17 protein-coding genes and 3 pseudogenes are annotated in these 19,666 nt (G+C 62.3%); 6 read left to right on the top strand and 14 right to left on the bottom strand.

The window, feature by feature from the left end; translation table 11 throughout:
- On the top strand, nucleotides 1–1,152 hold a 1,152-nt coding region (locus FHW92_RS25065), incomplete at its 5' end, for an IS66 family transposase (protein ID WP_246870423.1).
- Nucleotides 1,153–1,240: 88 nt separating this feature from the next.
- Nucleotides 1,241–1,531 carry a hypothetical protein gene (locus tag FHW92_RS25060; protein ID WP_168606016.1) on the top strand — a complete coding sequence of 97 codons (291 nt, stop codon included), beginning with the start codon at nucleotides 1,241–1,243 and terminating at the stop codon, nucleotides 1,529–1,531.
- Between the two features lie 469 nt (nucleotides 1,532–2,000).
- Here FHW92_RS25060 and FHW92_RS25055 read toward each other — a convergent pair whose 3' ends face one another.
- Nucleotides 2,001–2,267 carry an Arm DNA-binding domain-containing protein gene (locus FHW92_RS25055; RefSeq protein ID WP_168606015.1) on the bottom strand — a complete coding sequence of 89 codons (267 nt, stop codon included), beginning with the start codon at nucleotides 2,265–2,267 and terminating at the stop codon, nucleotides 2,001–2,003.
- A 147-nt stretch (nucleotides 2,268–2,414) separates the two neighbouring features.
- Between FHW92_RS25055 and FHW92_RS25965 the strand changes: the two genes are divergently transcribed.
- Together FHW92_RS25965 and FHW92_RS25050 are read left to right on the top strand one after the other, a co-directional pair.
- Nucleotides 2,415–2,777 carry an Arm DNA-binding domain-containing protein gene (locus tag FHW92_RS25965; RefSeq protein ID WP_349237755.1) on the top strand — a complete coding sequence of 121 codons (363 nt, stop codon included), beginning with the start codon at nucleotides 2,415–2,417 and terminating at the stop codon, nucleotides 2,775–2,777.
- Nucleotides 2,671–3,276 carry a tyrosine-type recombinase/integrase gene (locus FHW92_RS25050; RefSeq protein WP_246870422.1) on the top strand — a complete coding sequence of 202 codons (606 nt, stop codon included), beginning with the start codon at nucleotides 2,671–2,673 and terminating at the stop codon, nucleotides 3,274–3,276. Before FHW92_RS25965 ends, FHW92_RS25050 begins: the two co-directional genes overlap by 107 nt.
- A gap of 143 nt (nucleotides 3,277–3,419) precedes the next feature.
- Here the strand turns inward: FHW92_RS25050 and FHW92_RS25045 are convergent, their stop codons facing one another.
- The 12 genes and pseudogenes from FHW92_RS25045 to FHW92_RS24990 form a co-directional block, all read right to left on the bottom strand.
- A complete protein-coding gene (locus tag FHW92_RS25045) occupies nucleotides 3,420–4,412 on the bottom strand; it encodes a DUF2891 domain-containing protein (RefSeq protein WP_168606014.1) in 993 nt (330 codons plus the stop codon).
- 32 nt (nucleotides 4,413–4,444) lie between these two features.
- Nucleotides 4,445–5,518, bottom strand: coding sequence for a PLP-dependent cysteine synthase family protein (locus FHW92_RS25040; RefSeq protein WP_168606013.1), 1,074 nt, complete (start codon nucleotides 5,516–5,518; stop codon nucleotides 4,445–4,447).
- Complete coding sequence (locus FHW92_RS25035) at nucleotides 5,515–7,545, bottom strand: M3 family metallopeptidase (RefSeq protein WP_168606012.1); 2,031 nt, start codon at nucleotides 7,543–7,545, stop codon at nucleotides 5,515–5,517. Before FHW92_RS25035 ends, FHW92_RS25040 begins: the two co-directional genes overlap by 4 nt.
- A gap of 13 nt (nucleotides 7,546–7,558) precedes the next feature.
- Nucleotides 7,559–8,551 carry a thioredoxin-disulfide reductase gene (gene trxB, locus FHW92_RS25030; RefSeq protein ID WP_168606011.1) on the bottom strand — a complete coding sequence of 331 codons (993 nt, stop codon included), beginning with the start codon at nucleotides 8,549–8,551 and terminating at the stop codon, nucleotides 7,559–7,561.
- A gap of 17 nt (nucleotides 8,552–8,568) precedes the next feature.
- Nucleotides 8,569–9,450, bottom strand: coding sequence for a hypothetical protein (locus tag FHW92_RS25025; RefSeq protein WP_168606010.1), 882 nt, complete (start codon nucleotides 9,448–9,450; stop codon nucleotides 8,569–8,571).
- Nucleotides 9,450–9,773 (bottom strand): thioredoxin, encoded by a 324-nt coding sequence (gene trxA / locus FHW92_RS25020; protein ID WP_168606009.1) that lies wholly within the window; start codon nucleotides 9,771–9,773, stop codon nucleotides 9,450–9,452. The genes FHW92_RS25025 and trxA overlap by 1 nt, the downstream gene beginning before the upstream one ends.
- A gap of 28 nt (nucleotides 9,774–9,801) precedes the next feature.
- On the bottom strand, nucleotides 9,802–11,262 hold the full coding sequence (locus FHW92_RS25015; protein ID WP_168606008.1) for a metallopeptidase TldD-related protein: 1,461 nt from the start codon (nucleotides 11,260–11,262) through the stop codon (nucleotides 9,802–9,804).
- Nucleotides 11,259–12,608: a metallopeptidase TldD-related protein gene (locus FHW92_RS25010; protein WP_168606007.1), complete on the bottom strand. Its 1,350-nt coding sequence runs from the start codon at nucleotides 12,606–12,608 to the stop codon at nucleotides 11,259–11,261. Before FHW92_RS25010 ends, FHW92_RS25015 begins: the two co-directional genes overlap by 4 nt.
- Complete coding sequence (locus tag FHW92_RS25005) at nucleotides 12,605–14,407, bottom strand: ABC transporter ATP-binding protein/permease (protein ID WP_168606006.1); 1,803 nt, start codon at nucleotides 14,405–14,407, stop codon at nucleotides 12,605–12,607. Before FHW92_RS25005 ends, FHW92_RS25010 begins: the two co-directional genes overlap by 4 nt.
- Before the next feature lie 17 nt (nucleotides 14,408–14,424).
- On the bottom strand, nucleotides 14,425–16,761 hold the full coding sequence (locus FHW92_RS25000; RefSeq protein ID WP_210428698.1) for a TonB-dependent receptor: 2,337 nt from the start codon (nucleotides 16,759–16,761) through the stop codon (nucleotides 14,425–14,427).
- A 264-nt stretch (nucleotides 16,762–17,025) separates the two neighbouring features.
- Complete coding sequence (locus FHW92_RS24995; RefSeq protein WP_168606004.1) at nucleotides 17,026–18,027, bottom strand: LysR family transcriptional regulator; 1,002 nt, start codon at nucleotides 18,025–18,027, stop codon at nucleotides 17,026–17,028.
- Between the two features lie 161 nt (nucleotides 18,028–18,188).
- A pseudogene (locus FHW92_RS24990) lies at nucleotides 18,189–18,287 on the bottom strand (transposase); the annotation flags it as partial.
- Between the two features lie 81 nt (nucleotides 18,288–18,368).
- Between FHW92_RS24990 and FHW92_RS25960 the strand changes: the two are divergent.
- Nucleotides 18,369–18,682, top strand: a pseudogene (locus FHW92_RS25960) (IS3 family transposase); the annotation flags it as partial.
- 16 nt (nucleotides 18,683–18,698) lie between these two features.
- Here FHW92_RS25960 and FHW92_RS24985 read toward each other — a convergent pair.
- Complete coding sequence (locus FHW92_RS24985) at nucleotides 18,699–18,848, bottom strand: hypothetical protein (protein WP_246870421.1); 150 nt, start codon at nucleotides 18,846–18,848, stop codon at nucleotides 18,699–18,701.
- Between the two features lie 181 nt (nucleotides 18,849–19,029).
- Here FHW92_RS24985 and FHW92_RS24980 point away from each other — a divergent pair.
- Nucleotides 19,030–19,666: pseudogene (locus FHW92_RS24980) on the top strand (IS3 family transposase); the annotation flags it as partial.

Below are 19,666 nucleotides of genomic sequence, written 5' to 3'. Positions count from 1 at the left end.
ACCGACACCGAACCCGACGAACCGCCCGATCACCGGCCGCCATGCCCATGCTGCGGCGGGCACATGACCATTATCGAGGACTTCGCTCGCTGGTGGGCCGGCCCCAGTTTCCTCGCCATGGTGCTGTTCGAGAAGTACGGTCAGCACCAGCCCCTCAACCGGCAGGCCGAACGTTTCGGGCGCGAAGGTGTGCCGATCAGCGTATCGACGCTGGCCGACCAGGTTGGCGCCGCATGTTTTGCGCTGATGCCGATCTTCCGGTTGATCGAAGTCCATGTCTTTGCCGCGCAGCGGCTCCATGGTGATGACACCACCGTGCCGGTCATGGCCAAGGGCAAGACCGATACCGGCCGACTGTGGAACTATGTGCGCGATGATCGTCCGTTTGGCGGTGCTGATCCGCCGGCGGTCGTGTTCCGCTATTCGCGCGATCGGCGTGGCGAGCATCCACAAGCGCATCTGGCGACTTGGTCCGGCATTCTTCAGGCCGATGCCTTTGCCGGCTATGGCGAACTATATGCCGCTGGCCGCAGCGCAGGGCTGATTCTCGAGGCCGGCTGTTTTGCGCACGCCCGGCGTAAATTTTTCGAGCTGGCCGATGTGGAAGGCGCGGCGCGCAAGAAGAGCCGTGGCGAGAAGACTGGCCAGATCTATCCGATCGCGCTGGACGCGGTGCAGCGGCTTGACGCGCTGTTCGAGATCGAGAGGAGCATCAATGGCAAGGCGGCCGCACAGCGGCTTGCTGTCCGCCAGGCATTGAGCGCGCCGCTGATGGACGAACTGCACGCATGGCTGACCGCGCAATTGGCGAAGCTGTCGCGCCATCACGATCTGGCCAAGGCGATCAACTACATGCTGCGGCGCTGGGATGCCTTCGCCCGGTTCCTCACCGATGGTCGAATTTGTTTGACCATCAATGCCGCCGAACGGGCGCTGCGCTGTGTGCCCTTGGGCAGAAAGGCGTGGCTGTTCTGCGGCTCGGATAGGGGTGGGCAGCGTGCCGCTATCGTTTATTCGCTGATCCAGACCTGCCGTCTCAACGATGTCGATCCGCAGGCGTGGCTCGCCGATGTGCTGGCCCGCATAGCGGAATGTCCAGTGAGCAAGCTGGGCGATCTGTTGCCCTGGAACTGGCAACCTTTGCTGGCCTGATGCCCGCACTCTCCGAAGCATTTCCGGAAATAGCCATTCAGTGACCGTGGGCGTTGCGGCTGCTATCAGTCCGGTGTACTTTCACAGCATGGCATTCAAAGAAGCGGTCATCGCAGCACTGGCAGGAGTTCCGGTAATTGATTTTCTGCTGGTGAATGGCCTTGCATCTAAATTACCAGGATTCAAATATCGATATTGGCCCTTCACGAGATGGCGGTGGGTCAGTGTCGCCATCTTGTCGGTGGGTGCGTTCACGACAGGTTTGATTATCGATATCCCCGAAAATCGTCTCTGGCCTCTATTACCTATATTCACGGCTATGACTGTTCACGGCGGTATCGCACTCGCAGATATCTTCCGACAAAGACAGCAATCATAGCCGAAATTGTGAGAGCAGTTTCCTCCTGCGGGCTTACCGTGCAATCAAAATAAGTGACCTGCATTCAGCGCGGCTTTCACCGTATGGCTACTTCTCAACGGGGTCCTATCGCACGGTTCGAACGGGCCAGAACGGAAGATGTCGGCATAAGCTGACCTTCCCGACATGGAATCAGAACGATGTATTGTGGTCGCGAGCTGCCCCGGACACTGAACCGAGGAACGGCAGCTTGTGGCCTTATAGGTTTCGTAACCTGCCGTTCCGGTTCGTCCGCCCTTGCAGCCATTCACTCCGACAGGCATTTCTTCGCAAAGAGGTTACGAGATGGAAATGACACGCACAGCTTGGCCGCATCTGATCAAACAATCAGCCCATGAGTTATTCGAACAGGTACGCCCAAGGGTTGAAGCAAGCAAAATTTGCACGACTGCCATAGAAACATGGACGAACTGACGGCATAACAAGCCATTCAGATTAACTCGCTTATTGCACGTTTTGGCGCATTTTTTACCATTTCGGGCATCGAACCGCCGAACAGTATTTGGCTGTTGGTATACTCGCGGGCAATAAACATTTCAATAATGCAGCAATCTTCTGAAAAATAGCCTAGAATCAAATTCGTTCGATCCCGTCCACCCGTCGGCATGATGAGCAGGCAAAGCCCTAGCTCATCGCTCAATTTGTAAGGCTTATCTTTTGGTTTTGCGGCATTAATTGCCAGTGCGGTGAGAGCCATGTTGGTATCGCCCTGATGGTGTGATTGCGCATACCAACAAGAGTACCATCAGATGGTCCGGGTACAACCGGACCCGCCCGGACATTACCGGACCAATAAAAACGACGGAAATTCGCCATTTATGGATGCTCTAGGACGGTGTGAGATCTGTCTGGAAGGGGACAATGGTGCTGGGGACGGCTCTGGCGATTTAATTATCGCTTCGGGGGCAAGCAGAAAACTCTGTCTCTCGGGAACTATCCAGACCTGCCCCTCGCCAAGGCCCGGGCCATGAGGGCAGCCGCCCGTGAGACCTTGGCGGAGGGCCGTGATCCTGCCCAGATCCGCAAGGACAAGCAGCGCGAAGAACGGGCCCGCTCGCAGGATACGTTTCGGGCGATAAGCAAGGAATGGCTCGGCAAGCTTGAGAGAGACGGCCGTTCGACCGACCATATCCAAGCTGCGCTGGCTGCTCGATTTTGCCAAACCCGATATCGGCGACCGCCCTATCACGGAACTGACGGCGCCTGAATTGCTTGATGTACTTCGAAAAATTGAATTGCGCGGACGCCATGAGACCGCCAACCGCCTCCGCAGCACGTTCGGCACAATCTTCCGCTATGCGATCGTCACAGGCCGCGCGCAGTATGATGTCTCGGCCAATCTGAAAGGGGCGCTCGTCACACCCAAGACGAAGCATTACGCGGCGGTCACCGACCCCGACATTCTTGGCGGCCTGCTTCGGGCCATTAATGCCTATGATGGGCAACCTACCATCAGGCTGGCACTGTGCATGGCCCCGCATGTCTTCGTGAGACCTGGTGAGTTGCGAAGCGCGGAATGGAGCGAGTTCGACCTTGAGCGGCGCATCTGGACCATCCCTGCGGAGAAAACGAAGATGCGGCGGCTGCACCTGGTTCCTCTAACCGATCAGGTTATCAGCCTTCTCAAGGAGCTTCATCCGCCCGTGGGATCAGGCCGCTACCTGTTTCCCCGGCGTGCGCTCCGACCAGCGTCCGATCACCGATAACACCCTCAACGCCGCGATGCGCCGCATGGGCTAAGCGCCATCGCATCGGCTGACGTCAATGCCACGCCACCCCAAGAAGGCAGCACGTCATCAGGAGCTAAGGCAGTTCGTCCGGTCCGAGCAGCATCCTGTATTGCACCGCGCTATTCCGTGCCCATCAGGGCGAGCGCCGCAAAACTCGCCAACCAGTGTTCGCCCATGTAGTCGCCCGTCACTGTATCGAGGGCGACCGCCAGATGCTTGTGCGCGGCGGTGTTCAGGACCTCGCTCACTGCGCCGCTGACGGCGGGAGCGATGGATCGCATCGCCCAGGCGCGGCTGAGATTGAGGCCATCGAGATGCGCGATCCGGCCATCGCTGCGATCACTGACATAAACGGGTGTCAGCAGCGAGGCAGGAGCGCCATGGCCCAGATCGGGCAGGAAAGAAGTGAACCACGTCTCGAACTCTGCTCTCGGCATCAGCCGCTGCATCGCCAGCGCTTCCATCAGGGTGGGCGAGAGGAAATCCTCGCCATCAGGTTCCCAGGCTGGAGCTCGACGATCATGCCCAAACCACGCGCGGGCACGCTGCGCCATCAGCTTGCGCATGTCGATGTCCTGCACGACCCGCGCATAGCGGTCGGCCAGGATCAGCGCGAAGGCGGTATTGGCATGGGTGCCCACACGCACCGGATAGGTCATGAGCGGCAGATGCGCGCACCACCGCGCCGCCAACGTATCCGCCAGCGGACGCAGCCTGTCCGCATAGCCCCCGCCCCCCAGGATCAATTCGCTCTGAAGCATCAGCAACCACGCCCAGCCATAAGGGCGTTCGAACCCCCGCGACATGGGCAGATCGAGATAGCGCCGCTCCAGTTCAACCTTCTCCGGCGTGAAGGCTTCTGCGAACAGGGATTCGATCGCGGCGCTCTCTGCAAGATCGGGATAGAGGCGGCGGATGCGGGCGAGCAGCCAATAGCCATGGACGCAACTGTGCCAATCGAAACTGCCGAAGAAGATCGGGTGCACCTGACGCGGGCAATAGAGATCCGCATCGCTGGTCAGAATATGATCCGGCTTATGCGGATATTCGCGCGTGACATGGCCCAGCGCAATCGCGGCAAAGGCGGCGGTGCGCTCAGGCGTCAGTGCCATGTCGGCAAACGCCTTCCAGGGGGCCTGTTCGCTCACTGGGCAAAAAGCCGGCTGAAAGCCGTTTCAAACGGTCGCCAGTCTATGTCACGCGCTTCCAGCCAGTTGTCGTCATAATAGGTGCAGCCGTAACGCTCGCCCCCGTCACACAGGATCGACACGATCGAGCCGGTTTCATCCCGGCCCGCCATCTCTTCAACCAGCCGGGCGATAGCCACCAGATTGGTCCCGGTGGAGCCGCCCACCCTTCGCCCCAGACATCGGGAAAGGGCGCGCATCGCGCCGATGCTGGCGGCATCATCCACCGCCATCATCCGGTCGATCACCGAGGGGATGAAGCTGGGTTCAACACGCGGGCGCCCGATCCCTTCGATGCGGCTGGCGCAGCCTTCCGGCAGCGACGCCATGGCTGGATCGGCGAAATGGCGATGGAAGACGGAATGAACCGGATCGGCAACGCAAAGCCGGGTCGCATGGCGCTGATAGGCGATATAGCGCCCGATGGTGGCCGAGGTGCCGCCCGTTCCGGCACCGCACACGATCCATGCCGGGATCGGAAACGCCTCTGCCGCCATCTGCGCAAAGATGCTTTGGGCAATATTGTTGTTGCCGCGCCAGTCGGTCGCCCGTTCGGCATAGGTGAACTGGTCGAGGTAATGCCCGTCCGTTTCCCGCGCCAGACGATGCGCCACATCATAGACCGTGCGAGGATCATCAACGGCATGGATTTCCCCGCCGTGGAAACGGATCGCATCGAGCTTGGGCGCGGCGGTGGAGGCGGGTACCACCGCGATGAAACGCAGGCCGAGCATCCGCGCGAAATAGGCCTCGCTCACGGCGGTCGATCCCGAGGATGCCTCGATAATGCAGGTGTCTGGCCCGATCCAGCCGTTGCACAGAGCATAAAGGAACAGCGAGCGGGCCAGACGATGTTTAAGGCTGCCGGTAGGGTGGCTGCTCTCGTCCTTCAGGTAAAGGGTGATGCCCGGATAGCGCGGCAGTTCCATGCGGATGAGATGCGTGTCGGCGGAGCGGTTGAAGTCCGCTTCGATCCGGCGGATCGCATCGGTCCGCCAGATGCGGGCGGCCTCTTTGGTGTTGAGTTTCATTGGCTCGCCAGCCCATGCCGCGCCAGCATCGCTCGCGGCTCCGCATCGCGGCCCCGAAAGGCGCGGAAGCTCTCCGCCGCCGGGCGACTGGCGCCGCGTGAGAGCACTTCGTCGCGAAAGCTGGCTGCCGTGGCGCGGTCGATCAGCCCTGCTTCGGCAAAGCGCCGGAACCCGTCGGCGGCCAGCACCTCGGCCCACAGATAACTGTAATAGCCCGAAGCGTAGCCGCCCGCAAAAATATGGGTAAAGGCATGCGGGAAGCGGTGCCACAAGGGTGGTCGCACCACCGCCACCTCATCGCGCACTGCCTCGATCACTTCGACCGGGTCGCTGCCCAGCGTGCCGAGATGGAGCAACAGGTCAAACAGCGCAAATTCGACCTGTCGCACGATGAACATGCCCGAGAGGAAATGGCGCGCGGCAATCAGCGTATCGAACACAGCATCGGGCAACGGCGCGCCCGTTTCATAATGGCCCGACATGTCGCGCAGCACTGCGCGATCCCACGCGAAATCCTCCATCAACTGGCTGGGCAATTCGATCGCGTCCCACTCGAACCCGTTGGTGCCCGCGATATTCGGGCGATCGACCCGAGTGAACAGGTGATGCAGACAATGCCCAGTCTCGTGCAGGAAGGTAATGACCTCCTTGTGGCTGAGCAGGGAGGGATTGCCCTCACTCTTCGGCGCAAAATTGCAGACGAGATAGGCGACCGGCACGCGATGGACATTGCCGTCGTTCAACCGGGGCCGCGCCTGCGCCATCCAGGCCCCGCCACGTTTGCCCGCGCGCGCATGCAGATCGACATAGACGCCCGCGAAAACCGTGTCCTGATCGTCCACGACATCGTAATAACAGGCATCGGGATGATAGACGGCTATATCGGGTCGCGCGATCAGACGAATGCCGAACAGCCGGTCCAGCAGGCGCTGCCACCCGGCGATGACACGCTCAACAGGGAAATGGGCGCGCACCTCCTTTTCATCGATCACATAGCGGGCCTGACGCATCTGCTCACCGACATAGGCAATGTCCCAGGGCTGAAGCTCGGCGATGCCCAAATGGGCGGCGGCGTAGTCAGCCAGCTCGGCCAGTTCGGCCTCTGCGGCGGGTTTCGCGCGGGCGGCAAGATCGCGCAGGAAGGCGATGACATCGCCCGCGCTCGGCGCCATTCTGGTGGCCAGCGCCCATGCCACCGGATCGGCAAAACCCAGCAGACGCGCCGCTTCATGCCGCCGCGCAAGAATATCAGCGATCCTTGCCGAATTGTCGAACTGCCCGGCCTGCGGCCCCTGATCGGAGGCCCGCGTGCCCGATGCAGTATAGACCCGCTCGCGAAGCCCCCGGTTCTGGGCGAAGGTCAGCACCGCATTGACACTGGGCATCTGGAGCGTGACGACCCAGCCGGACAGCCCCTTGGCCCGGGCCGCGTCGGCGAACATGGCCTTGTCGGCCTCTGCAAGCCCGGCAAGCAGCGCTTCGTCCTCGACATGCTCGAACCAGGCATCGGTCGCGTCGAGCACGGCATTGCCAAAAGCGGTCGAAAGCTGCGTCAGTTCCACCGAGAGCGCGGCATAGCGGGCGCGATCCTCTGCCGCAAGCGCCACGCCGGAAAGCCTGAAGTCGCGGATCCTGTGCTCGACGGCAGCGCGATCCGCCTCGGGCAGTTCCGCGAAACTCGCCGTCCGGGTCAGCCCGGCCAGGACTTCATAGAGTGCGTCATTCTGCAAGGTCTGAAGCTGGTTTTCCACCAGCCGCACCTGCCCCGCAGTATAGGCGGCGCGCAATTCAGGCGTGTCGGCCACAGCGTGGAGATGCGAAACCGCCGACCATATGCCCACGATCACCGCCTCGGCGCGCTCCAGCGGCATCCATGCATCGGCAAAGCGGGTTGGCCGGGTCTCGACGATCCGGGCCACCACCGCCCGATGTTCGGCAATGGCCTGATCGAGCGCGGATGCGATCTGGTCGGGCCGGATATCCCCGAAACGCGGCAAAGCCAGCGTGTCGAGCAACGGGTTCGTCATCATCTTATACCTCTCAGACCAGCAGGTCAGCCTCGGCGCCATCGACGGCGGATTGGATATTGTGCCCGGCCAGATAGCGCTCGGCCTCCAAAGCGGCCATGCAGCCCATGCCGGCGGACGTTACCGCTTGGCGGAACAGCTTGTCCTGCACATCGCCCGCCGCGAAGACGCCCGGCACACTGGCAGCAGTGGAGCCGGGGGTAACGAGGATATAGCCCTCCCCGTCCATGTGGAGTTGCCCCTTGAACAGGGCGGTGGCGGGATCATGGCCGATCGCGACGAACAGTCCATGCACCGCCAGTTGCGACATCGCGCCGCTCTGTGTGTCGCGCAGGGCCAAGCCGGTCACCCCGCCGCCATCGCCCAGCACTTCGGCCACTTCGGCATTCCAAATCATCTCGATCTTAGGATTGGCAAAGAGCCGCGCCTGATTGGTGCGATCCGCCCGCAAGGTGTCGCGCCGATGGATGAGATAGACCTTCTGCGCGAAATTGGTGAGATACAGCGCCTCCTCGACCGCCGTATTGCCTCCGCCGACCACGGCGCAGACACGGTCGCGATAGAAAAAGCCATCGCATGTCGCACAGGCCGACACGCCGCGCCCGCGATAGATGCTTTCGCTTGCCAACCCCAGCCAGCGCGCGGAAGCCCCCGTTGCCACGATGAGCGCGTCTCCGGTATAATGCGTGCCGCTGTCGCCAACGGCGAGAAACGGCGCACGGGTCAGATCGACCTCGACAATGACATCGCTGGCGACATCGACGCCCGCATTGCGCACCTGCTCTCCCATCCGCGCCATCAGGTCGGGGCCGAGAACGCTTTCATCGCCAGGCCAGTTCTCAACCTCGGTGGTGATGGTCAACTGCCCGCCCGGCTGCGGCCCCTCGATCAACCTCGGCGCCAGCGCCGCCCGAGCGGCATAGACGGCTGCGGTATACCCCGCCGGGCCGGAGCCGATGATCAGAACCTTGCTGTGCCGCACATCCGGCGCGCCGGCCCCGGGCATGCTGTTATCCCGTCCCGTCATGCCGGAACCTGCGCGGTGGCGAGCGGCGCATTTTCCATCATCTCGAGCGCTTTCCAGCCCGCCGCCCGATACCGGGCGCTGGATTTCTCAACCAGTTCCACCCGTAGGCGAAACTGATCGGCCAGAGCGGAATGGTCGGCGTCCAGAATGGCCAGCACGCGATCAAGCCCGGAGAATTCCGCCTTGTAGCCATCCGTTTCCGCCTTTTCGCGGATATGGAAAACCCGGCTCTCATCTTCCTCGGTCCAGCCGATCCGGGACAGGGCGAGGTGCAGTTCCAGGGTGCCTAGTCCGTTCAACGTGTCGCGCAAAACGGTTCGCATGGTGCCCGGCCAGGCCGCCGCCTCGACGACCTGGCCCGCACGATGCTCCGTTGTCTCACTCAGCTTGTCCGTCGCGGCGACGGCGGCCATCCGGGCAACTTTCCACGCCTTTCGATCCGGTTCATCGCCATCCATCGCGCGCTGGTGCAGCGCCATGATCGCCCGGCGGCCATCCTCGACCTCCGGATGCCGTTCGGTCAGGGCCGCCAGTTCGGGGTTGGCAAGCAGATCCAGCACCAATTGCGAGACGATCCGTGACAGATCCGCGCCCACCGGGGTACGCTCCAGCCATGCTTGCGCGAAGCGCTCAGCCTCGGCCTGCGGACGAAAGCCGTTGACAAAAGCCGGCAGGGTTTCAGCCAGCGCGAGGGGATAGCCCAACTGCTCGGCATAGGCGGGCGTATCATCGGCCTCGACCACAGCGCCGATGACATTGGCCTTGCCCTCTTCCCAGGCCGGGAAATAGACGAAGCTGCCCGCCGCGATATGCCGCCGGAGGCGCTCCAGCGCCTGAGCCTTCACCGCCGGATCGCCATGGAAAGCGATATTGGCCATCACTGCGCCCCCACATGCGTATCGACAAAAGCGTCGAGGCGACTGCGCGAGAGCGTGCCGAAGGTCCGCGCGGCTTCCGCACCATCCTTCACGATCATCAGGAGCGGGATGCCGCGCACCTCGAACCTTTCGGCAAGGCCCGGATTGGCTTCGATATCGACCTTCACGATCTCCATCTCCCCGGCATATTCCTCGGCCATCTCATCAAGCGTGGGGGCCAGCGCCTTGCACGGCGCGCACCAGGGCGCCCAGAAATCGACCAGCACGGGCTTGTCGTTCTTCATCACAATCTCGTCGAAATCCTGCTCGGTTGCATGACGCATGATACTTGTCCTTTCGGGAAATGGGTGTTCAGCCGGCCTGTCCGCCGACCATCAGCCGGTCGATGCGCAGCGTGGGCTGGCCAACGCTGACATGCAGCGACTGGCCCTGCTTGCCGCAGGTCGCCATGCCGCTGTCGAAAGCCAGATCTTCGCCGACCATCGAGATATGGCGCAGCGCCTCATGGCCGACGCCGATCAGGGTGGCCCCGCGAATAGGCGCGACCAACTGGCCCTTTTCAACCAGCCAGGCCGCAATCGTGGTAAAGTTGAAACGTCCGGTGACGATATCGACCTGCCCGCCGTCGAATTCGGTCGCATAGATGCCGCGATCAATGGAGGCGATGATGTCCGCCGGATCTGCCCGCCCATTGGCAAGGAAAGTGTTGGTCATGCGAGGCATCGGCAGATGCGCATAGGACTGGCGGCGACCATTGCCGGTCGAGCGCGCGTTCATCAGCCCCGCGTTGAGCCGATCCTGTATCAGCCCGGTCAGTATACCATCCTCGACCAGCACGGTGCGCTCAGGCGCGGAGCCTTCATCGTCAATACCCAGCGATCCCAGCCGCCCCGCCATGCCGCCATCATCGATCACCGTCACGCCGGGAGCCGCGATCCGCTCGCCCAGCCTGCCATCGAAGGCGGAGAGGTGCTTGCGATGATGGTCGCCCTCCAACCCGTGCCCCACCGCCTCGTGAAACAGCACGCCGGGATAGCCCGGCCCCAGCACGACCGGCATTTCGCCCACCGGCGCGGGTATGGCCTCAAGATTGTTCAGCGCCATGGCTGTCGCACTGGCCACCATCGCGTCGATTGAGGCCGCATCGAATCCTTCCAGCCCGGCATGCCGCCCAAGGCCCGCCTGTCCGCGCGCACGGCGACCATCCTGCTCGGCGATCACGACCATCGACAGAATAGTCATGGGCCGCACATCGCCCGCCAGCATCCCGTCGGCATCGGCCACCAGCACCGTCGTGTCCGTAGCGCGGACATTGGCATCGACTCGCAGAATGCGGGGATCCTGCGACCGGGCGCGTTCGTCAATCCGTTCCAGAATGGCGATCCATGCGGATGCATCCTCGACTGAGATCGCATCAAGCGCGGGATAGAGATCATGCGCGGCAGCCCTGCGGCCCGGCGCGATGCCTTGACGATCACGCCCCGCCCCGCCGCTCCGCTCCAGCGTCCGCACCGCGCGGACCGTTTCGAGCAGGGCACCCTGGCGGATATCGGCGGAATGGGCAAAGCTCACATGACCGCGATGAACCGAACGCGCGCCGACCCCCTGCCGCATCGCAAAGCCGCCCTGAGTGACGCGCCCGCCCTCCAGCTGCCAGCTGCGCATGCTAGTGGCCTCAAAATAGAGATCGGCAAGATCCGCGCCGCGGCCCGCCAGTTCGTTCAGCGCCCTGCCAATCGTCGCTTCGTCAAGCCCGGAGGGGCCCAGCATTCTTGCGCGCGCGCGTTCCAGCGCGGTTTCGCCGCCGTTCATGCCCGCCCCCCCAGTTGCATGTCCTCGATCAGGATCGACCCGGTGCGGATCGCGCCCATGCGCTCGACATCGCGGCCAACCGTGCTGATCCCGTTCAGCATAGCCGGAACGGTTCCGGCCAGCGTCACATCGGTAACGGCATGGGCGATCTCCCCACCCTCGACCCAGAAGCCCCGCACCGCCTGTGTCCAGTTGCCGCTGGCAGGATCGGTCTTGCCGCCCTGAAAATGGGTGACCACCAGCCCGGTGCCCAGCATCCGCAACATCGCCGCCCGATCGCCGCTCGGTGCCGTGCTGGTCAGCCGCAGATTGTAATAGCCATCGGCATTGCCGGTGGAGGCCATGCCCAGCTTGCGGCCGGAGAAGGTTGACAGGAACAGGCCTTCGACCACGCCGGACCGCAGGATCGCGCGCGTCGATCCCGCAATCCCCTCACCATCGAAGCCGCCGCTCGCCAGCCCCAGCGGCTCGAACGGGTCTTCTTGCAGATCGAGATGCGCGGGCGCCAGGACGCGCCCCAGAGGGTCGGGCAAGAAGCTCATCCGGCGATATTGCGCCACCCCGTTCAGCGCCCCCGCGATAATGTCGACCAGCGTCGCGGCGGTGCGCGGATCGAACAGAACCGGGCAACGGCGGCTGCCGATGGCCCTGGCGCCCAAGGCACGGCGGGCGCGGTCAGCCGCTTCCTGCGTCAGACTTTGGGCGGAAGAAAGGGCATCGGCCTGCCGTTCCTGCGATTGGCAGAAGTCGGAAATGCTGCCGCCTTCATCCTGCGCCAGCATCACCGTCCAGCGGGCGTCGTTCGAGCGCAGCACGCTGCGGCAAAAACCATCGCTTGTCGCCAGCGCCCAAAGCCCTTCGGTCGCCGCCGCCACCGACTCCCCGGCGCACAACCGAGTGTCAGACGCCGCGATCCCCCCCGCGATCCGGTCCAGCGCGCTCGCCGCCTCCAGCATTGCTTCAGGGCTGCGCGGGCTATCGGCATAGACCTGCGGCGCCGGACCCGAAAAGGCCAGCCCATCGGCGGGCGGCAGATCGGCATCGGGATCGGGCTGGACATAAGTGGCGATCAGCATCGCCTCCTCGACCACGCGCTCAATGGCCGCCTTGTCGAACCCGGCGGTCGAGGCCGATCCCCGGCGTCCTTCGTGAAAAACGGTGAGGCTCAGGTTCTGGCTGCCGCTGCGCTCGGCGGTCTCGACCTCGCCGCCACGCATCGCGGCCTTGGCGATCCCCTCATGACGGACCGAGGCGCGCGCCCGGGCTCCGCGCCGGGCCGCCAGTTCCACCACCCGCTGCGCCGCCTCGCAAAGGGCCGCCTCGCTCTGTGTCAACAGCATGGTCATGCGGTCTCCCCAAGCCGCGACAAGGTGGCGTGGCCATGATGCAAAGTCAGGCGATGGGTGTGATAGGACGCCAGCTTTTCGTTGTGGATGACGCTGATGATGGTTGCATCCGGCGCCGCGCACAGCACAGATTGATAGAAATGCGCCGCATTGTCGGCATCGAGCGCGCTCGTCGCCTCGTCCAGCACCAGCAGACTGGGTCGCTGGAGCAGGATACGCGCCAGTGCGACCCGCTGCTGCTCACCCGGTGACAGTTCATCCTGCCACATGCGCAGTTCGTGCATCGCCTCGATATGCGTTTCCAGTCGCACGGTCTTCAGCAGCGCCGCGATCTGTGCATCGTCATGATCTTCGGCTCGATCGGGGAAGCAGATCGCTGCCTTGAGCGTGCCGAGCGGCAGATAGAGGCGCTGCGGCACCAGCATGGCCTTGCCACGCTTGCTCATCGCCACCTGGCCTGCGCCATCGGGCCACAGCCCGGCCATGGCGCGCAGCAGCGTCGTCTTGCCGGTGCCCGATGGCCCTTCGATCACCCAGCGCTCACCATCGCGGATCGTCCAATCCGCAACTGACAACAGGGGCTCGCCATTGGGGCGACGCAGCATCAAACCGGTGGCGCTGATCGCCACGCCATCGGGAGTGCCCCCGGGTGTGAAACCGATGCCGCGCGGACGATCATAATCGATCGCGTTTTCCAGCGCCTTCAAGCGGTTGATGTTGGCAACCTGGCGCGCGATGCTGGGATAGGCCGCGACGATGTAGGACAGACTGGCCGCAAACTGGGTGAAAGCGTCGCGCGCACTCTGGACCTGGCCGAAGGAAATTGCGCCGGCAAAATATTTCGGCACGGTCAGGAACAAGGGCACAACCTGCATGCTGCGCTGATACAGGTCTTGCCCGGCGCTGAGCCCGGCATTGGCCAGCATCATCTGATAGAAGTTGCGGCGAATGTTTATGAAAGCCATATGCAAGCCATCCTGTTCGACGCCCTGCGCTTGGGAAAAGGCGATCTGTTCGCCGCTGCGCCGAACATGGAGCAACCCGGCGCGATAATCCGCTTCATAATGCTGTTCGCGCATCTTGCGGCGGACAAACGGCCTGCCGATCCAGCTGATGAACACTGTGCCGAAGATGACATAGGCGATGGAAAACCAGATCAGGTCGCCACCAGGCAGCGGGATGCGATAGCCAAACAGCGGGATCGCCAGCGGAGAGGAGGTTTCCAGCAGGATGGCGGCGAAGGCAATCGCGCGAACCAGGCTGAACACCATCGAGATCACGATGCTGAGCGGCGACTGGCCATATTCCAGCCCCATGGAAGTGAAGGCTCGCACGTCCTCGGCGATACGCTGATCGGGATTGTCGATCAGCCGCAGCCGCTCGATCTCATAGAAGCGGTCCTGCGCGAACCAGCGGCCAAGATACCAGTTATTCAGCCATTGCCGCCACCGGATCGACAGCGTCCAACCGACGATATTGTGCAGGAACTGCGTCCCGATCGCGATCCCGGCGATCATCACGAACATGCCGATCAGCGACAGGAACAGCCCGCCCTGCCGCTGCTCGATCGCGTCGTAGAATTCACGCTGCCATTTGTTGGACAGCAGGAACACATAGGTCGTGCCGACCTCTATCGCGCAGTAACAGGCGAGTAGAAACCAGGCCCATTTCCAGTCGTCCGAAACGAAATAGCGCGTGCTCATCTTCCAGACATGGGCCCAGCGCTCGCGGGCGGGCTGGGCGGACTGGAGCCCCGCTTTGCGGCGGGCCTCCTCGACATTGGCGGGGGGCGGCATCATGGCTGGTGATTACCCGATCAAAAAAAGCGTTTGGAAATGGTCAGGCGAATGTTGCGCGGTTCGCCGACCGGTACATAGGTATAGACTGAGGTCGACCCGTAATTCCGCCGGTTCAAGATGTTGCGGATGCCGATGTTGAAGTCGAACCCCTTGAAGCTCAGGAAAGCATTCGTATCGATCTGAGCCGATGGCGGCACCACATATTGGCCCAGAACGTCGGCGTAGGAACTGGACCGGCCATACAGACCCGCCGACACGCCCCCGCTGACAGCATCGGACAGCTTCTTGCGATAGGTGGAATATACGCTGTACGTATCACGCGGCTGGTTCGCGACGACCTTCTGAGAAGCGGTGGTCGTCAGCAGCGCGAATTTGGTGCGCGTCAGCGATGCCTGCAACGTCCATCCCGGGAACAGTTGCCCCGCGATGTTCAGATCGATGCCCCGCCCGCGCTGGCCCGGCCCCGGCAGGAAGAACCCCGGATTGACCGGGTCCTGGACGATAATATTGTCCTGCTGGATATCGAAATAGGATGCGTTGATCGTCGCGCGCTTCTTGAAGATATCGACCTTGACGCCCGCTTCCTTGTTGGTGGTGGTGATGTTGGGCAGAACGGAGCCGTCTTTGGCTACCGCGAAGCTGGCTTGTTGGCCCTGAGCATAATTGGCGAAGATCGAGAAGTTCTTCGTTGCGTCGAGAATGACGCCGCCGCTGGGCGACAGGCCGTTCTTGCGCTGCACCACGAGCGGGCCCGGGCCGGCGAAAAAGGTCTGCGACTGGGTTTCGAACCAGTTCTTGCGAACCCCACCCAGAAGCTTGATCTTCCAGAACTCGATCAGCCCCTGGCCATAGACGCCCTGCTGCTTGCCGCCATTCCGGATCTGCACATCGCCGAAAGGCGAAAACGGTACGATCGGCCCGGTCGGGTAAGCGTTGAGATTGATGCTGGTGACGCGGGTATAGACCAGTCCGCTGCGCTGAGCACTGTCGCCGTCGCTGTAATTATACCCGACATTGAATTTGGCCTTCAGCACATCGCCGATATGTGTCTTGATCCGGAGGAAGCTGTCGATCGAATTGGCCGAGCCGTTTTGCTGCGACCCCTGAATGTCGGCGATCAGCGCGCCTGCACGGCTATAGCCGACATTAGCGGCCTGCACCGTCAACTGGGTTTCGTCGTGCAGCCCACGTGCGACGATCTCGACCCCGGGCACGATCTGTCGCGTCAGGTCAAAATAATAGCGATGGGTCGAGATGCGAATGTTCTGATCGGGCGAATAGATCGGGACCGATGGATAGCGGTTGATGAGTGTGTGCGTCTTGTTGTCGAACAGTGTGAAGGCGCCGACGCCGGTGGTCGCTTCGTTCAAGCTGACGCCGATCACGACGTCGGTCAGGCGATCCTTGTAGCGCAGCGATGGTGCGACCAGCCAGCCCTTGTCACCGGTATAGCCGCCGTAATTATGGTCCATCGTCTGCCCGCTGGCGATGAAACGTGCCGACAATTTGTTGTCGAAGCCGATCGCGCCATTGGCATCGACCACGCCGCGCACCAGCCCCAACGAACTCGTATCGAAGCTGACCGTACCTCGTTTATCAGCGCTGGGCTTCTTCGTCACCACGTTGATGTTGCCGCCCAGATTGCCGAAGCCAGCCATCAGCGCATCGGGGCCTTTCAGGACTTCGACCCGCTCGATACTGGCGACCGGCTGATCGGTCCCGGCAGAGACGCCGTATTGCGACGAAGCGGCCAGGCCGTTGACCAGCCCGCCTGCAGAGAAGCCGCGAACGGTGTACTGGGCGCCGCTATTGCCGGTGTTCAACTGCGCCGACACGCCGCCCGCATTGCGCAGGATGTCGGTGATGTTGAGAGCCTGCTGCTCCTCGATCGTCTTGGCGGTGATGACCTGCGTGTTGCGCGGCTGGTTGCGCAGGCCCAGGCCGTTGCGGTCCGAGGTTGTGGCCTGACGGACCAGCACGCTGGTTTCGGCTTCGTCGCGCCGAGCGGTCACGACGATGTCATGGACGACGACCAGCCCTTCCTTCGCCCCGGGGATGACGGTCAGGCTGCTGCCCTGTATCGCGATCTGGATCGCGCGCCGGGCATTCGTTGCGCCGTACACAGGTCGGGAAATCAGTCCCTTGACCGCATCTGGGTCGTAATTGATCGTTTCACCCGTCCGCGCGGCAATCGCCTGAAGAGCCTGGGCCATGGGCATGGCGGGCAGGTCGACAGCGGCGGCGCTTGCGCCTTGCGCCAAAGCGGGCATGGGTACGGCAGCGCTCATGAGCGAGAGAACGCCGAGACTTGCGGCGCTCAACAGGCAACGGGCTTTGACAGTCATATGCAACATGCAACCCCCTTCTCCAAGGTCAAGCGCCATCCACGCACGAGCGCAGACGCCCGTCCGGTGAACCCAGGACCCTGTAATAAAACGGACTCGCCCTAAGGCGAAAAAACGGCCGCACCCAAGGCGGGCGCGACGATGGCCGTCCTCCTGATTGACGCCATTCCCCATCGTGGAACCGAAGAGCTCGTGGGAATTATCCGTCGAAAGAGAGGCTATGCTTCAAAAAGGTTACAGGCAAATTCGAAGTGTTCATGGCCTGCATGAACATCATCGATGCCCTCCTTTCCCCCTTAGGCTGATCGAGAAGGAGGCGACATAGGCCTCGATCTGCTCAACAAACCAGGCCAGCATCGGGTCGCGTCGCTTATGCGCAGCCCATTGCGCTACAAGAATGCTCCCTTCCTGAGCGAAAGGCGCAGCGACCGCCCGCACCGGCATGATCGAGGCGAAATACTGAAACAACCAACTGCTGCCGGTCGCGATCAGATCGCTGCGGATGATGATCGCCGGCAAGGCTGCCTGCGAACTGGTACGCATGGCAATCCGGCGCGCCTTCAGCAATTCAGCGGTGTTCCGGTCAAGGGCAAGGTTCGGCAGCCGTTCATCATGCGCGATGACGTGGTGCGCGGCGCGATAATGGGCCTCGTCAATATCGACCTGATCGGCCAGTTTGGAATGGCCGGTCCATATCAGACACGAAACATATTCAGTCAGGATCGGCAGGGTTTCGAGTTCCGCCAATGCAGCGTCGGCGGGCAGCAGCAGCAGCTCGGCCCCGCGATCCAGCGCAAGATGCGGGGCATCGGCATTGAGCGGAATGATATTGACCGTCAGGCCCGGAGCGGATTTCTGCAGACGTTGCACCACCGGTCCCAGCAGCATCTGCTCAACGACATCCGATGCGGCCACGGTGATCGTGCCGATACTGACCAGCGGATCGAAGGACAGCGCAAAGTTGAACGTCCCATCCACATCGCGCAAAACCCGGCGCACTTCACCACGCAACGCCGCGCCGAGCGGGGTGAGTTGCTGATCCCCGCCCGCATGGGTGACCAGATCGTCACCGAAATGTTCGCGCAGACGTCGCAGGGCGTGGCTCATCGCAGACTGACTGAGCCGCACCCGCCGCCCCGCCTCCGTCAGCGTCGGAGCATGCAGGATAGCATCAAGAGGATAGAGCAGATTGAGATTGAGCCGGTGGACCGGCGCCTCCTCGGCCCTATCACGGTTGCCCTCCCTTTCTCCCCTGGATCGATCAGTCCTCGTCACAACCGGTCCCCAAAACCTCTTCTCCCGATGCCGCCACGCATGATGACAGGTTTGCCGCGATTGAGGAACTGACTGAGGATCATCATCGCGGGCAGTTCGATGTCAACGTTCTTGGCGCGCTCCTCACGACGCAAGCTGCTTCACCGCTTCTCGGAGAAGATGATCCTCGCCTTCCGGCAGACATCCGCGACGGTCACTCCTTCTTCACCCTGCTTGATAATAAAAGTCTTCTGCGCGTCCGTGAACTTCGATGCCTTCATGCCACGACTCCTCGTGCAGCCAAGGAAATCTACGGCACAAAACTCCACTTCAAAACGATCCTGTTTTTAGGGGACAGAGCAGAGGTTTCCGACGCCTGTCGGCTACGCCAATTCGAGGACGAGAACGGAAAGTTGAAGCGACAGCTGGCGGACAGCATGCACGACAACGCGATCCTGAAGGATTTGTTGCGAAAAGTCTGACGACGCCGGGCCAGCAGCGGGACACGGTGCTGCGGGCGTCGCGCGATTACGAGATCTCGCAACACCGAGCCTTCGGGCTGATTGGTGTCGATCCCAAAATGGTTCGGCGTGAACGCCCGCCACACTACAGCGCCATCCGGGACGCCATGAAGGACGCCGCGGGCAAGCGCCGTCGCTTCGGCTACCGACGGATGGCGTCATTCTCGAGCGTCAAAGCAGCAGCAATTGCGGCGCGAATTGCAGCGCCGTGACGATGCCCACCGCCCCGGCGCTGTGATGGGTGAGGACAGTCAGAACCAGCCAGTCCTGAGCCGTACGCTGCACCCAGGTGCCCAGATTTGAAACGAACGCCCCACCCACTCACAACCGGTAGTTGAAGCTGCGCAAGGAGCGAAAAATGCCGCCGGCAGGCTCGCTCATGACTGCTCCGGCATGATCCCACCGTGAAAGCGTCCGGAGTGACGAGCCGCGAACAAGCTGAGGTGGTCTCGGTTTTCTGGACAGGGTGTTAAGCTCATTCCTGAGACAGGAATGGACAGACATGAAAACGACGAGAAAGCGCTACAGCGCGGATTTCAAGGCGAAGGTTGCGATGGAGGCGATCCGCGGTGATCTGACGCTGGCGGAGTTGGCGGCCAAACACGGCGTCCATCACACGATGATCGGCGGGTGGAAGCGCCAGGCAGTTGAAGGGATGGCCAGCCTGTTCGAGAGCGGCAATCATGGCGCGCAGGCGGCCAGTGAGGCGGAAATCGAGCAACTGCACGCTAAGATCGGCAAGTTGGTGGTCGAGCGGGATTTTTTGGCGGAAGCGTCGGGTCGATGAGCATCACCCAAAGGCGTTCTATGATCGACCCTCCCCATTCGCAGCTATCGGTTGTGTCGCAATGTCGACTTCTGTCGATCAGCCGCTCCGCCTACTATTACGTTCCGGCCCTGGAAAACGCAGAAACGCTGGCGCTGATGGCGGTCATCGACACGGTTTTCATGGATTGCCCATGGTATGACAGTCGGCAAATGACTCGGCATCTCCAGCGTCTGGGCCATGCGGTCGGGCGTCGGCGTGTGCGGCGTTTGATGGCACGCATGGGGCTGGCGGCGATCTATCAGCGTCCGCGTACCAGCGATCCGCACCCTGAGCATCGGATCTATCCTTACCTTTTGCGCAATCTGCCTAT

The organism is Novosphingobium sp. SG707 (assembly GCF_012275515.1).
Lineage (GTDB): Bacteria > Pseudomonadota > Alphaproteobacteria > Sphingomonadales > Sphingomonadaceae > Novosphingobium.
This window is presented reverse-complemented; position numbering and strand designations above follow the sequence as displayed.